We start from the raw sequence: 13,493 nt of genomic DNA, 5'->3' as shown, positions 1-13,493 counted from the left end.
TTTGAGGTTATATATACGTTTAAGTATAAAAAATGAATTGATTTATTAAAGTAATATTGATTTAAGTTTCTTTTTTTATTATAAATGTTTACTTAACCAACTATCATGTAACCATTTTTGCGTTTGTCGACCCGCTCGAATAAAATCCCATTTGATATCTCTTTCAAATACCATTACTGTCTCATCTGGTGCGATAATTGTCCAAAAATAAAGTCCTGTATTCAAATCACGGCATTTAACTTTCATGCCAGTTAATGTAATTTTCTTTCCATTAATTATAATATTTTCATCATGTACATCAATCCATTTATTTTCATAGTTTTCTAATAAATCAGGGGAATAAACTTCAAGAAATTTTTGCGTGATTGCCAAAGCTGTATCTTTTGCAACCCGTTGTTCGGTTGATTGATATTGAGGTAATAATCTGACAAAACCTTGTAATTTACCAGTATCATTCAATAAAAAAGAGATGTGCTGGCTATCGAGTTGCATGGTTGTTTGTGGTTCAAAACGATATAAATTAATAGATTGTTCATTATGCATTCCTTTGTGTGTTAAAACTAAATTGAAATCAAGTTCCTCATTAAGTAATAACTTAGATAAATTTGGTGTGAGTAGCGTACTTAATTTTTTTGATTGTGTTGAGGTCATGGTATTTTCCTTTTTGTGGCTCAATTCATGAGCATAGCAGGTCGAGTAAAAACTGCTGAATATAAATATGAATTTGATAAAAAATGTCATGATGAATTAATGCCTTTAACGATTAAGTTGTAAATTAAAGATAAGTTGTAATGAGCAAATTAAAAGTAAAATAGCAAGCGCTATTATTAAAATAAGCGGATTAATCAAAGTTGGTAAGTAGGATCCTAAACTTGCACCAATAAATAAAATGCAGGTATATAATGATGTTGCAATACCGCGATCTTTAAGCTCTGCTTGCAAAGCGACACCTATAATCATTGAGGGAACAGCATACGCAAGAGCAATAATCAAACTAAAATGAAAGAGATATAAAATAAACACATTATTTAATTGACCATTTAAAAAGAACATATGTATCAATAGTGATACAGCCATTAGACAAAGTGATATGGCTAGTACAAACACTGGTTCAATTACTTTAAATAAGTAACTGGCTGTTAAACTAAAAAGCAGGGCAAAAACACTAATATTTCTAAGTATTGGAACATAAATCATCAGTGGACTACGATGTAACAAAAAATAAAGTGTGACAAAGCTAAGTAAAACAAATAGTGAGCAAACATATATAGGAAATAGTTTTCTATTGGTTAATAGGTTAGGGAGTTTGTAAAAAATGGTGAGTAATGAAATATCTGTCAACACTTGATTGTCTTGTTTGATATTTGAACGGTAAATGTAAAAAATAGTGGCACCAAAAATATATACGCTTCCTAAAAACCACATTGAACAATAAAGAGAATTAGAAATTAAAAAAGAACCAAGCCATTGACCTACAGTTGCAGCAAGTAAAAATGTACAACTTATTATTGATATCGCTATAGGTTTTGAACTTTCAGATAAATTTATTGAAACCCAAGCTAATGCCACTGGTGGAAAGGAAGCAGCGCAAAATCCTTGAATAGCGCGAGCAAATAATAATAAATAGTAGTTTTTTAATAACGGTACAATAAAACTAATACAGGCAAGCAGCAAAAGACCAATAATTAATGTTAAGTCTTTTCCTATTTTATCGGATAGACTTCCCCAAATGATCAATCCAGAAGCATAAAAAATACCAAATATAGTGGTTAATAATCCAATATTATTTGGCGTTGCATATTTAACAAATATCACTAAATTTGTAGAAACTGGCATAAATAAGTAAAGTTGTGTAACAACTGCAAGTGCGAGCAATGGGATGAATACAGTTCCCATCATTAATTTAAATTTCATCTAGCGCTCCAAATGTTCAATTATTGTAGTTAAAGTACAATTATTGTATTCTATATTCATTTAGTGTTTAAGTAAAATATAATTTGTTGCTAATCGATATGTCGAGTTATAAAATGTTTTAATAATTTTTATTTAATAGATGAATTGTAATGAAAGATGGTACTTTGAAGCATTCATATGATGACTTTTTATCAAAGGTTATTGTAGGTATTGGTGAAGTTTCCGAGATGACAAAAGTCCCTGTAAGAAAATTACGTTATTGGGAAGAAAAGGGTATTATTAACACGGTTGATCCTCAATCTAAATCTCGCCAGTTTGATTTAGCTAATATTAAAAAAATTATTCTTATTCAAGAATTAATGGATGATGGTTATTCGTTAGACGGTGCAGCTAAAAAAGTAGAAGATAGGATTGCTAAAATAGAATCATTGATGAATCTAATCCAAATGTGATTTTTACATATCGACATTTGGTTATCATAGATCTTAGTCTAAGTACAAGTCAGTACTTTTTTATAATTTTACTTAAATATATGTTTCAATATGAAATTTATTATAGATTTTAGTTGTTATTGTTGGTTATAGCTAATAATAGTTATATATAACGATAAATCCTGTTACCATTATTTTAAATTTAGTTTGGTACTATCAACTAATGGCAAGGGGATATCGATGCTGTTATTCCCCTAAACCCGTGAATATTTCATTTGAGATGAAAATATTATTCTTTGTGCATAAAATTTAAATTCTATTTTCTTATTAATAAATAAAATAATTTAATTTTTTTGGTTTTCTGAAGGATTTCCTGAATAAGGAAATATGCAATCTTTTAACGAAAATGTGAAATCTTTTGTACTGATCTCTCCAATGATTTTATCGCTATCATACAGTTCTAATAAAAATTGCGCCATTTGATCAGCAGAATGATATTTTGCAAAACTTTTATCATAATCATATTGATCAACATTATTAGCTTTTTGACCAAATTCGGTTTGAGTTGCTGCCGGAGCTAGAACTTTTGCACGTAACTGTGTTTTAGCCTTTATTAATTCTTGTGCTAATCCTTCAGTAAAGGCATTGACATAAAACTTAGTTGCACAATAAGTTACTGCGTTTGGAACGATAGTATATCCACCCCTTGATGAAATATTGATAAGTTGTGTACCAGCTTGATCATGATATTTACGCACATAGAGCGTTGATAAGATTGTTAATGCTTCAATATTTAAATGTAACATTGACTCTATTTTGTTTAAATCTTGTTCGCCAATACTACCATAATGACCAAAACCAGCATTATTGATCCAAGTTTCAATAAAATATTGCTCTAGATCTGTAAAAAGTGAATGAACATTTTTTGATAAAGATAAATCACATTTTTTTATAATGACGTCTAATTCAGGATTAATATCAGCGATTATTTGTTTGAGTAAGATTAACTGCTCTTGCCGTCTGGCAATAATAATTAGTGGTTTATTTCGTTTTGCAAATGCAATAGCCGTTGCATAACCTATTCCTGAGCTCGCTCCTGTAATGACAGTATATCTTAAATCTGCTTTGACCATTTTTTATATCCACTTTTGAAGTTGTTATTTAAATTTTAATGAATGATTAAATTAACTAATTATTATCATCTTTCATTATTAAAGTATTAAAGATGATAAAATTTTCTATTTAATATAAGATTTCCATGAGTTATGAGATAGTTCAGTTTTTCTGTCAGCCATAGATAACGCTAGCTTTAATTGCTCAAGGTTTAGTGGAACGCAATAAGCAGGTTTAGCACGCTCAAATCGCCAACTTTCAGATAATTTTCCTACATCAATATAGTCAAATCCGACTTGATCAATTAACTTAAATATAGTTTGTTTTGCCAAATTATCATTCCCTGCAATGGGAAGTGCTCTTCGATTTGTTTTATCATTGGGTTTGGCATCTTTTAAAATATCCTGTTGAAGAATAGCATTGAATACTTTGACTATTTTAGATTTATAAAGATGTTTGGCGACTAATTCACTTGTGGTCGTTTGGAAAGTATCTAATACTTGAATACGTCCATCACGATCAGGGTAATAATTCATAGCATCAAGAACAATTTTATTACTGAGAAGATCTGTTGGTAACTGTTGATAATTGATAAAAGGGATTGCTACTAAAATAATATCACCGAAATCAACGGTTTCTTGTAGGCTACCCACTTTACATCCCAAACTGCTTGCTACGCTAAATAATGTTATTTTATCGCGCGAATTGCATATCATGACTTGATATCCAGCTTGAATAAATAACTTAGTACAAGCCTGACCAATAAATCCCGCTCCAATTATTCCAATTTTTTTCAACACAGTAATTCCTTGATGATTAATGACTTTGTTGTATTATGCTCTTAAAATAAAAGATAATAAATGATTTGAAAATTGGTTTATTAACAACTGAGGGTTGGTAATATGGATCTTTTAAGAAGTATGGAAGCTTTCGCATTGACCGTGAAAACGGGTTCATTTGCAGCTTCAGCCATTTCACTAAATACTTCACCACAAATGATTGCCAAATATGTGGTATTTCTAGAAGATTATTTAGGTTTAAAGTTACTGAATCGGACGACACGATCGCAAAGTTTAACAGCATTTGGTAAACAATATTATGAAAAGTGTTTATTCATTCTTGATGAAGTGAAAAGCTCAAAAATATTAGCACAACAATTTATTGAAGAGCCTAAAGGACAGCTTAGAATTAGTGCACCGGTGAGTTACGGGCATTTTAATTTAATTTCTGTTCTTAGTCGATTTATGAAATGCTATCCTAAAGTAAATGTTGATATTCAATTAAGTGATCGCTATGTTAATTTAGTTAAAGACGATTTTGATGTTGTTTTTCGTATTGGCGAGTTAGCTAATTCAAGTTTTATTGCGCGTAAACTCAATTCTTATCAACTTATTTTTGCAGCTTCGCCAAGTTATCTCGCTAAACATGGTGTGCCCACAATACCTAATGATATAAAAAAACATCAGTGCTTGATTTATCAATATGTTAATCCAACTAAGAAAGATCATCTTTGGCCTTTTAGTATTAATGGAAAAGTAGTCAATATTCCTATATCAGGATCCTTAAAAAGTAATGATACTTTAGCTTTAGCAAATGCTGCTGTCGAAGGGTTGGGTATAACCATGTTACCTAAATCAATGCTCAGTGAGCTTATTTGTCAGAATAAATTATTGCCAATATTACAAGATTTTTTACCACCAGCAAGAGAAGTTCATATGCTTTATAAGGCCGATAAACAACAGCTTCCTAACCTTAAGATGTTTATTGAGTTTATGCTGAATTCAGCATGATAAATGGAAAGGATTTTTTTGTATTAAGTTATTTTGTAAATAAATTCAAATTTGATTTATTTAGATACTTAGTGAAGTTGATCATAACAAAAAAGGCGATGATAACCGCCTTTTTATGTGAATAGTTATAGAATCATTAATAATACTTATTATTTTATGGTCGCTAGAGTGCTCAGCTCTTTACCTAACATATTGTTCAAATAGACTAAGTCATCTGCTGTCAAAGTACCAACGGCATATTTCAACTGTAATAAACTTGTTAGATAATTATATTTTGCATCCGATAAATTCCGTTTAGAACTATATAGCTGAGTTGTTGCATTTAACACATCGACAATGGTACGTGTACCAACTTGATATCCAGATGAGGTCGCTTCTAATGAACTTTCGGCAGAAACAACAGCCTGTTGATACGCTTTGATTGAACTGATTGAAGATGTAATATTATTGTAAGATGAGCGAACTTGATTAATCACACTGCGATTAGTGCTTTCTAATTTCTCGCTAAAACTGACAAAATTATGCTGTGCTTGTTCAACTTGTGACATAGTTGCACCACCAGAAAAAATCGGCATGCTCACACTCACGCCAACATAATTATTACCAGAATAGCTTTTATTATGATGAGATACAATAGCATTATTTGAAGAATAATTTCCATATTTCTCATTTTTATTCAAGTTTGTCGATGCATCTATACTTGCAGTAGGCATATAACCTGATTGTGCAAGTTTAATTTGTTCACGAGCAATATCCTGATTTAATTTCATTGTTAATAAATTAAGATTAGCTGACTCGGACTGTTTTAACAATATACTAATTTGAGTTGGTTCTTCTGTTTTAAATGTTTTTGTATCAATCGTTGCTAAGCTTGAATAAAAACGACCACTGACTTGACGTAAGTTTTCGATTGAATTATTCAATTCATTTAATGCGTTAACTTGTTGGGCAACAGTTAAATCATAATTAGCTTGCGCATTTTGTACGTCGGTAATGGCCACTAAGCCTACTTGATGTTGTTGACGAGTTTGCTCTAATTGACGACCAATTGCTTTCTTCTGAGCATCAATGAAGCTTAAAGCATCAAGTGCTTTTAGAACATTAAAATAAGCAACCGAAGTATTTAGAATTAATGTTTGACCTTGATATTGATAAGAGATATCAGCAATACTTGCTTGTTTTTTCGTAATATCTAAAGCTTTCCAACTTGAGAAATCAAAAATACTTTGCGATAACGTTACTTGATATAAATTACCACTTTTGTTTTTCTGTCCACTGATGTCGCGGCGGCCATGTGTTACACCATAAGATGCACTTAAACCAACTTGTGGTAATAAACTTGCTCGTGAGCCTGAAATTGCCGAATAAGCTTTCTCTTTATCAGCTAAAGAACTGCGTAGATCTGGATTTGTCTCTTTAGCTTGTTCATAAACTTGAATCAAATTTTCAGCAAAAACTGCTTGGCTTAATGTTAAGCCGATTAGAAAGGTTAGCGTTTTTTTCATCAATCATCTCTTTAAAAACATATAAAATATAATTGTATTTTCATTTATGCGATTTTAACAGATAATTAGCATATAGTAAGCATAGTTTCTTTATCATTCGCACTTTTTAATAAAATTTACTTTAAAATGAGAAACAATATGAAAATTAATAATCCAATAAATTTTAACAAAAACGATGTATTCAATCTATCTAAACGAGTTCTTTATAGAGGTTTTTTTTCTTTACTTGAATATCGTTTCCAATATCGTAAATTTGATGGATCAACTAGCGATATCGTTACCAGAGAAGTTTTAGAACGCGGTCATGCTGTAGTTTTGCTAGCATATGATGTTAAACGTGATGAGGTAGTTTTAATTGAACAAATCCGTATTGCTGCAATAGAAACCCAAGAAACCCCTTGGATGTTAGAGTTGATAGCGGGAATGATGGATCATGAAAATGAATCGTATGAAGAAGTGGCAAGACGTGAGGCAATTGAGGAAGCAGGTGTTACTATTGGACGATGCAAGCCTATTATTAGTTATTTAGCTTCTCCTGGTAGTTTAACTGAAAAATTGCATATTTTGATTGGTGAAGTAGATGCTTCAACAGCAACAGGTATTCATGGACTTGTGGAAGAAAATGAAGACATTAAAGTTCATGTTGTCAGTAGAGATCAAGCTTATAAATGGGTTGAAGAGGGATTAATTAATAATGCAGCATCAATTATTGCTTTACAATGGTTGCAACTTAATTATTTGAATCTAAAAAATGAATGGAAGTGATTAATATTACTGATTATATTTAATTATTTCTTTCATTAAAATGTGATATATTTTACACTTTATTATAACGCTAAGATTTATAATAAAATTATATACTCTGCTGCAATGTTCTGTTTTGCTATTAACATTATTAACCATAATATTTGATGAATAACTGAGGTGAATTTTGGAGTCACTTTTACAGCTTCCAACAAAAAATAAAAATTACGGTAAAATATTACAAATTACAGATACTCATCTTTTTTCTGACAATAGCCGTACTTTGCTTGGTGTGAATTCAAACGCGAGTTTTTTGGCTGTAATTGATGAGATCAAAAATTGCAGAAGAACTTATGATTTAATCGTAGCAACGGGCGATTTTGTTCAAGATGGTACAAAAGAAGCTTATAAATTTTTTGCAGAACAAATAACCACTTTAAATACACCTTGTGTTTGGTTAGCTGGAAATCATGATAACTATGGCACTATGCAATCCGTTTTTGATAATTATCGACTTTTAGATAATAAAGTCATTTTGTTAAGTGATAAATGGATAATTATTCTTTTAAATAGTCAAGTCGAAGGCCAAGCTTATGGTTTATTACCTAACTCAGAAGTGCTTTTTTTACAGGAAAAATTAGATAGATATTCTGACAAAAATGCACTGGTCTTTTTACATCATCATCCAATCAATTCAAAGTGTCATTGGCTGGATCAACATATATTGAAAAATAGTGTTGAGTTAGAAAAAATTTTACAGACTTATTCCCAAATAAAAGGATTAGGATGGGGGCATATTCATCAAAGCCAAGAGCATCAATGGTATGCATGTAAAGCATTTTCTACTCCATCAACTTGTGTACAATTTAAACCTAATAGTTATGATTTTGGACTCGCAGATAAAGATGCACCAGGTTGGCGTGAAATTACATTAACCAACGATGGTATGCTTGAAACAGAAGTATTTCGTATTGGTGATAATCGTTTTGTTCCTGATTTATCCCAAAACGGTTATTAATTATAGTAATGGTGCAAAAAAATAAAATAACCGTTCTACAATACGTTGCCAAATAGGTCTTTGTTTCCATATTTCAATATTTATTTCTTCAGACTGAGCTAAATATTTTTGTAAAAGATAAGAAAGTGATTGGGCAAATTCTGCATCATCAATGACAGTCGTAATTTCAAAATTTAACCATAAACTTCGCATATCTAAATTAACTGTACCGACTAAACTCAGTTGATTATCAATTAAAACACTCTTAGTATGTAATAAATTATCGTTGTATTGATAAAGTTTAACTCCACCATCAAGCAATTCAGAAAAAAATGCTCGACTAGCCCATTTGACCATTAAAGAATCATTCTTTCTGGGAACGATAATAATAACTTCCACTCCACGCTGAGCGGCAGTACATACGGCATGTAAAATATCATCACTAGGAACTAAATAGGGGGTAGTAAAAATTATTTGTTTTTGAGCTGAATAGATTGCTGTTAATAATACTTGATGGATCATGTTTTCAGTGTAACCAGGGCCAGAAGCAATTAATTGCATAATATGTTTTTTTTCTTCTGGGGGTTCGGCAAAGTCCGTAATTTTAGGTAAAGCAAGATCAGTACCTGTTTCTAATTCCCAATCACTAGCATAAATTGCACCCATTAATGTGGTAACAGGACCTCGCATTCTAACCATAATATCGACCCACTCACCAACATGCTTATTTTGTTTAAAGAAGCGAGGATCGACAATGTTCATGCTACCTGTATATGAGATATAGTTGTCTATGATTGCAACCTTACGATGTTGTCGCAAATCGAGTCGTCTAAACATAAATCGAAGCAAGTTGACTTTTAAGGCTTCAACAATAATGATTCCTGCTTCACGCATTCTTTTACTTGCATTTGTTCTAAGAAAACGGCGGCTACCTGCAGAATCTACCATTAAATGACAAGTTACACCACGTTTAGTTGCTTCAATCAATGCTTTTTCAACATCATCTGCTCGACCGCCTTCATTCCAAATATAAAATACCATCTCAATGTTAGAGGTTGCTTGATTGATATCTTCAATTAGATGATCAAAAATTGCGTCAGTTTCACTAAGCAGGTCAATATGATTACCATTTATGCCGTCTAGTCCGGTTTGATGCTTGCAAAGTTGAAAAATAGGTTTACTAACTTGACTAACTTGGGTTGTGAAAATATTCGGAAGGACGCTAATTCTATTGATAAAGTTAGCAATGATTGGTCGCATTTTCTGTGCTCGTTTAACACGCTGTTGGCCTAAATGAGCTTCACCTAACGAAAAATAAAGAATAATTCCAACTATTGGTATGATATAAATCACTAGCATCCAAGCAATGACATAGGTGGTTGGCCTGCGTTTAAATACTATTCTTAACGTAGTGGCAACGATCATCAACCAATAAACAAAAAAGATCAATGAACTAACTAAGGCGTGGAATGAAGTATATTGCATATAAGTTAGCTATTATTTAGGTTAAGTTTATTAATCCCATCTTTTGTACAATCATAATTCTGAAATACTTCAGGTAAAGGTTTGGGATTATTATGTTTATCTACTGAAACATAAGTAAATACAGCATCAGTGATACAAAAACGTTTTAATGAATCAGATGGATCAATCACTTTTTTAACCCAAACTTCAATGCCAATGGTAATAGAAGTTTTTCCTGTTTTAATACAATGAGCATAACAACAAACTACATCTCCCACCATTGCCGGTTTATGGAATGTAATGCTACTCGCGTTTACCGTTACAACTCGATTTCTAGCGATCTCTTTTGATAAAATACCGCCAGCAAGATCCATTTGTGACATTATCCAACCGCCAAAAATATGACCATGAGGATTTGTATCAGCAGGCATTGCCAGTGTTCTTAGTACTAGTTGTCCTTTAGGGGTTGTATCGGATTGTTTCATATTAAAATACTCCATCTTGTGCTATTTATTGTCTATATCTTTATCTATATGTTTATATATATAGATTCCTGATATCAAGGATAATAATAACGATGCACCAGGTAAAATAAATACTTTAAAAATCCAGAAAAAATCATCTGTTGTATAATAGGTTGCACCTAAACTAATAACTCCACATGTCATAAAGAAAGCTATCCATAATATACTTAATCTATTCCAAAAGATTATATCTAACTGAATTTCTCTGCCTAGTAGTTTTTGAAGCAGGTTTATTTTGAAAAAATACTGACTAATAAGTAAACCTGAGGCAAATAAAAAATTAATAATTGTCACTTTCCATTTTATAACATTAGGTTCTCGAGTATAAAGAGTAAATCCTCCAAAAATCATCACCATTAAATAAGATATCAATTCTACTTTGTCGATTTTTCGATAAATGATAAGAACAATTAGAAAACAAACCGTTGCTGCTATCATTAAAGCCTGCACACCAACAAAAACATCATACATTGTTAAAAATATAAAAAAGATTACGAGGGGTATAAAATTTAAAAGTTGTTTCATGTAAATATTAACCTGATAGAAAAGATAACTTGTTTTAGCTATAATTGTAAGTGAAAAGCCTATCAGAAATAGGCTTATTTTTTTGTATGAAGTTCAGGATGGGCTTTACAATTACCTGATTGGCAGTGTCCATAAAGATATAAACTATGAAAAGTTAATTTAACTCCATATTGCTCAGCAATTTCTTTTTGTCTTGCATTAATAATTTCATCTCGAAATTCAAACACTTCACCACAATCAAGACAAATTAAATGATCATGGTGTTTTTGTGTTGCAAGCTCAAATACCGCTTTTCCACCTTCAAAATTATGGCGTGTCACGATCCCAGCATCATCAAATTGATTTAAAACACGATAGACAGTAGCTAGTCCGATCTCTTCACCCATATCAAGCAATTTTTTATAAAGATCCTCGACGGTAATATGTTGACATGAAGGATCTCTCAATAATTCTAAAATCTTTAATCGTGGTAACGTAACCTTTAAACCAGCACTTTTGAGTGCTGCATTATTATCATTATCATGATTTGTCATATTACATCCCAATTAAGTTATTAATAATTACACATTATAGAAACTATGCACAGTAAATAAAAGAAATCATTGTAATTGATTAAATGTTCATTTCGATTTTAACTTGGTTGACCCAATTACTAATACGTTCTTCGGTTAACTCTGGTTGGCGATCTTCATCAATGGCTAACCCTATAAAGTGAGTATCGTCCACTAAACTTTTCGATGCTTCAAAACTGTATCCTTCAGTTGACCAATGCCCGACTATTTTAGCACCTCTAGGTTCGATAACATCTCGTAATGTACCCATTGCATCACAAAAATATTCAGCATAATCTTCTTGATCGCCACAACCAAAAATTGCAACCATTTTACCATTAAAATCAATTTGCTCTAGGTTAGGAAAAAAATCATCCCAATCTGCTTGTGATTCACCATAGTACCAAGTTGGAATACCTAAAAAAAGGTAATTATATTGTTCAATTATTTCTTTGGTAGATTTTGCAATATCAAAAATATCTGCTTTATCACAGCCTAAAATTTGTTGGATTTGTTTAGCTACATTTTCTGTATTACCTGTATCACTACCAAAAAAAATACCAACGTTTGCCATATTTATACCTTCACTGTTATTACTTCATCAAAATATTTTTTTGAGTATATCATTGTCACTTAATATCAGCAATCGTTCTCAATTACTATCAACATAAGATATTATTTACTACACAATTTCTTCATCTTAGATTAGAATTATTATCAGTGTTTATATTAATTTAAATCATGGAATTTAGTTATGAACCTGCACGAGTATCAATCAAAATACATTTTTAAAGAATATAATTTACCTGTACCTGAAGGATATGTTTGTAATTCAGTTGATGAGGTAAAAGATGTTTTATCAAAGTTACAACCTCAATCGGATATTGGTTCTTGGGTTGCTAAATGCCAGGTTCATGCCGGAGGAAGAGGCAAAGCTGGAGGCGTAATTTGTACTAAACACTTCAATGAAATAAAAGCTTTTGCTGAAAAATGGTTAGGTAAACATTTAGTTACTTATCAAACAACATCTAGAGGACAGCCGGTAAATCAGATTTTAATTGAAAAAGCTTCAAATATTTATAAAGAACTTTATTTGGGAGCAGTAATTGATCGAAGTTCTAAACGTGTTGTTATAATGGCCTCGACTGAGGGTGGTGTTGATATTGAAAGTGTTGCTGAAAAATCCCCACACTTAATTCATAAAATGCCACTTGATCCATTAACTGGACCATCTGCTTATCAAGGTCGTGAACTTGCCTTTAAATTAGGGTTAAAAGGTAAACTTGTTAACCAATTTTCTAAATTATTTGTTAATTTTGCTAATCTATTTTTAGATAATGATGTTTCATTAGCTGAAGTCAATCCTTTGGTTATTACTGATGAGCAAGAGCTTGTTTGTTTAGATGCTAAAATCGTTCTTGATGATAATGCGCTTTTTCGACATCCTAAATTAAATTATTTAAAAGATACAACACAAGAGGATGAACTTGAATCGATTGCAGCCAAGCAAGGTATTAGTTATGTTTCTTTAAATGGAAATATAGGATGCATGGTCAATGGCGCAGGGTTAGCTATGGCTACTATGGATATCATCAAATTATATGGTGGGGAACCTGCTAACTTTTTAGATGTTGGAGGAAGTACAACACAAGAACGTGTAGCTGAAGCATTTAAATTAATTTTATCAGAAAAAAATGTCAAAGCGATTTTCGTCAATATTTTTGGTGGCATTGTTCGTTGTGACTTAATTGCTGAAGGTATTATAAGTGCCATCGAAGAAATAGGTCTTAAGGTTCCTGTTGTTGTACGACTTCAAGGTAACAATGCCGAAATTGCTAGAGGTATTTTAGCTGATAGTAAGTTAAATATTATTACTGCAAAAAGTTTAACAGATGCTGCACAGAAAATCGTTGCTGTTGCCAAATAGTAGGAATG

Annotated in this window: 15 protein-coding genes; 5 read left to right on the top strand and 10 right to left on the bottom strand. The window is 31.5% G+C overall.

All coding sequences use genetic code 11. The features are described 5' to 3' along the window. Positions 1-78: 78 nt before the first annotated feature. On the bottom strand, positions 79-651 hold the full coding sequence (locus J4T76_RS02230; protein WP_267355737.1) for a hypothetical protein: 573 nt from the start codon (positions 649-651) through the stop codon (positions 79-81). Between the two features lie 105 nt (positions 652-756). Next, positions 757-1,914 carry an MFS transporter gene (locus J4T76_RS02225; protein WP_267355735.1) on the bottom strand — a complete coding sequence of 386 codons (1,158 nt, stop codon included), beginning with the start codon at positions 1,912-1,914 and terminating at the stop codon, positions 757-759. A gap of 164 nt (positions 1,915-2,078) precedes the next feature. On the opposite strand from J4T76_RS02225, the gene J4T76_RS02220 reads away from it, so the two are divergent. Beyond that, positions 2,079-2,366: a MerR family transcriptional regulator gene (locus tag J4T76_RS02220; protein WP_416380328.1), complete on the top strand. Its 288-nt coding sequence runs from the start codon at positions 2,079-2,081 to the stop codon at positions 2,364-2,366. Positions 2,367-2,689: 323 nt separating this feature from the next. Here the strand turns inward: J4T76_RS02220 and J4T76_RS02215 are convergent, their stop codons facing one another. Beyond that, positions 2,690-3,478 (bottom strand): SDR family NAD(P)-dependent oxidoreductase, encoded by a 789-nt coding sequence (locus tag J4T76_RS02215; RefSeq protein ID WP_267345217.1) that lies wholly within the window; start codon positions 3,476-3,478, stop codon positions 2,690-2,692. Positions 3,479-3,583: 105 nt separating this feature from the next. Further along, the gene (locus J4T76_RS02210; protein WP_267339493.1) at positions 3,584-4,258 is read right to left on the bottom strand and encodes an NADPH-dependent F420 reductase; all 675 of its coding nucleotides are present in this window, start codon (positions 4,256-4,258) and stop codon (positions 3,584-3,586) included. Positions 4,259-4,360: 102 nt separating this feature from the next. On the opposite strand from J4T76_RS02210, the gene J4T76_RS02205 reads away from it, so the two are divergent. Further along, on the top strand, positions 4,361-5,248 hold the full coding sequence (locus tag J4T76_RS02205) for a LysR family transcriptional regulator (protein ID WP_267339492.1): 888 nt from the start codon (positions 4,361-4,363) through the stop codon (positions 5,246-5,248). Positions 5,249-5,397: 149 nt separating this feature from the next. Here J4T76_RS02205 and tolC read toward each other — a convergent pair whose 3' ends face one another. Beyond that, positions 5,398-6,753 carry an outer membrane channel protein TolC gene (tolC, locus tag J4T76_RS02200; protein WP_267339491.1) on the bottom strand — a complete coding sequence of 452 codons (1,356 nt, stop codon included), beginning with the start codon at positions 6,751-6,753 and terminating at the stop codon, positions 5,398-5,400. A gap of 138 nt (positions 6,754-6,891) precedes the next feature. Between tolC and nudF the strand changes: the two genes are divergently transcribed. Next, positions 6,892-7,518: an ADP-ribose diphosphatase gene (gene nudF, locus J4T76_RS02195; protein ID WP_274460509.1), complete on the top strand. Its 627-nt coding sequence runs from the start codon at positions 6,892-6,894 to the stop codon at positions 7,516-7,518. 166 nt (positions 7,519-7,684) lie between these two features. After that, on the top strand, positions 7,685-8,515 hold the full coding sequence (gene cpdA, locus J4T76_RS02190) for a 3',5'-cyclic-AMP phosphodiesterase (RefSeq protein ID WP_267339489.1): 831 nt from the start codon (positions 7,685-7,687) through the stop codon (positions 8,513-8,515). On the opposite strand, the gene cls is transcribed toward cpdA, so the two are convergent. The 5 genes from cls to fldA all read right to left on the bottom strand — a co-directional run bounded on the left by cls (position 8,516) and on the right by fldA (position 12,132). Beyond that, positions 8,516-9,979 (bottom strand): cardiolipin synthase, encoded by a 1,464-nt coding sequence (cls, locus tag J4T76_RS02185; RefSeq protein ID WP_267339488.1) that lies wholly within the window; start codon positions 9,977-9,979, stop codon positions 8,516-8,518. It abuts the gene before it with no gap. A 5-nt stretch (positions 9,980-9,984) separates the two neighbouring features. Continuing rightward, on the bottom strand, positions 9,985-10,443 hold the full coding sequence (gene yciA, locus J4T76_RS02180; RefSeq protein ID WP_267339487.1) for an acyl-CoA thioester hydrolase YciA: 459 nt from the start codon (positions 10,441-10,443) through the stop codon (positions 9,985-9,987). A gap of 21 nt (positions 10,444-10,464) precedes the next feature. After that, positions 10,465-11,007 carry an inner membrane-spanning protein YciB gene (locus J4T76_RS02175; protein WP_267339486.1) on the bottom strand — a complete coding sequence of 181 codons (543 nt, stop codon included), beginning with the start codon at positions 11,005-11,007 and terminating at the stop codon, positions 10,465-10,467. Between the two features lie 74 nt (positions 11,008-11,081). Beyond that, the gene (fur, locus tag J4T76_RS02170; protein WP_267339485.1) at positions 11,082-11,540 is read right to left on the bottom strand and encodes a ferric iron uptake transcriptional regulator; all 459 of its coding nucleotides are present in this window, start codon (positions 11,538-11,540) and stop codon (positions 11,082-11,084) included. Between the two features lie 79 nt (positions 11,541-11,619). Beyond that, positions 11,620-12,132, bottom strand: a complete 513-nt coding sequence (gene fldA, locus J4T76_RS02165) for a flavodoxin FldA (RefSeq protein ID WP_267339484.1) — start codon at positions 12,130-12,132, stop codon at positions 11,620-11,622. 180 nt (positions 12,133-12,312) lie between these two features. Here fldA and sucC point away from each other — a divergent pair, with 180 nt between their 5' ends. Then, positions 12,313-13,485 carry an ADP-forming succinate--CoA ligase subunit beta gene (gene sucC / locus J4T76_RS02160; RefSeq protein WP_267339483.1) on the top strand — a complete coding sequence of 391 codons (1,173 nt, stop codon included), beginning with the start codon at positions 12,313-12,315 and terminating at the stop codon, positions 13,483-13,485. The last annotated feature ends 8 nt before the right edge of the window (positions 13,486-13,493 follow it).

Origin of the sequence: Gilliamella sp. B3022 (assembly GCF_028751545.1) — a bacterium.
Lineage (GTDB): Bacteria > Pseudomonadota > Gammaproteobacteria > Enterobacterales > Orbaceae > Gilliamella.
The sequence above is the reverse complement of the archived record's forward strand: the minus strand, read 5'-3'. Positions and strand labels throughout refer to the sequence as shown.

Bases quoted from the DNA above. Each gene is read 5' to 3' on its own strand.
- J4T76_RS02230 (WP_267355737.1), bottom strand. From the start codon at position 651: ATGACCTCAACACAATCAAAAAAATTAAGTACGCTACTCACACCAAAT.
- J4T76_RS02225 (WP_267355735.1), bottom strand. From the start codon at position 1,914: ATGAAATTTAAATTAATGATGGGAACTGTATTCATCCCATTGCTCGCA.
- J4T76_RS02215 (WP_267345217.1), bottom strand. From the start codon at position 3,478: ATGGTCAAAGCAGATTTAAGATATACTGTCATTACAGGAGCGAGCTCA.
- J4T76_RS02205 (WP_267339492.1), top strand. From the start codon at position 4,361: ATGGATCTTTTAAGAAGTATGGAAGCTTTCGCATTGACCGTGAAAACG.
- tolC (WP_267339491.1), bottom strand. From the start codon at position 6,753: ATGAAAAAAACGCTAACCTTTCTAATCGGCTTAACATTAAGCCAAGCA.
- nudF (WP_274460509.1), top strand. From the start codon at position 6,892: ATGAAAATTAATAATCCAATAAATTTTAACAAAAACGATGTATTCAAT.
- cls (WP_267339488.1), bottom strand. From the start codon at position 9,979: ATGCAATATACTTCATTCCACGCCTTAGTTAGTTCATTGATCTTTTTT.
- yciA (WP_267339487.1), bottom strand. From the start codon at position 10,443: ATGAAACAATCCGATACAACCCCTAAAGGACAACTAGTACTAAGAACA.
- J4T76_RS02175 (WP_267339486.1), bottom strand. From the start codon at position 11,007: ATGAAACAACTTTTAAATTTTATACCCCTCGTAATCTTTTTTATATTT.
- fur (WP_267339485.1), bottom strand. From the start codon at position 11,540: ATGACAAATCATGATAATGATAATAATGCAGCACTCAAAAGTGCTGGT.
- fldA (WP_267339484.1), bottom strand. From the start codon at position 12,132: ATGGCAAACGTTGGTATTTTTTTTGGTAGTGATACAGGTAATACAGAA.
- sucC (WP_267339483.1), top strand. From the start codon at position 12,313: ATGAACCTGCACGAGTATCAATCAAAATACATTTTTAAAGAATATAAT.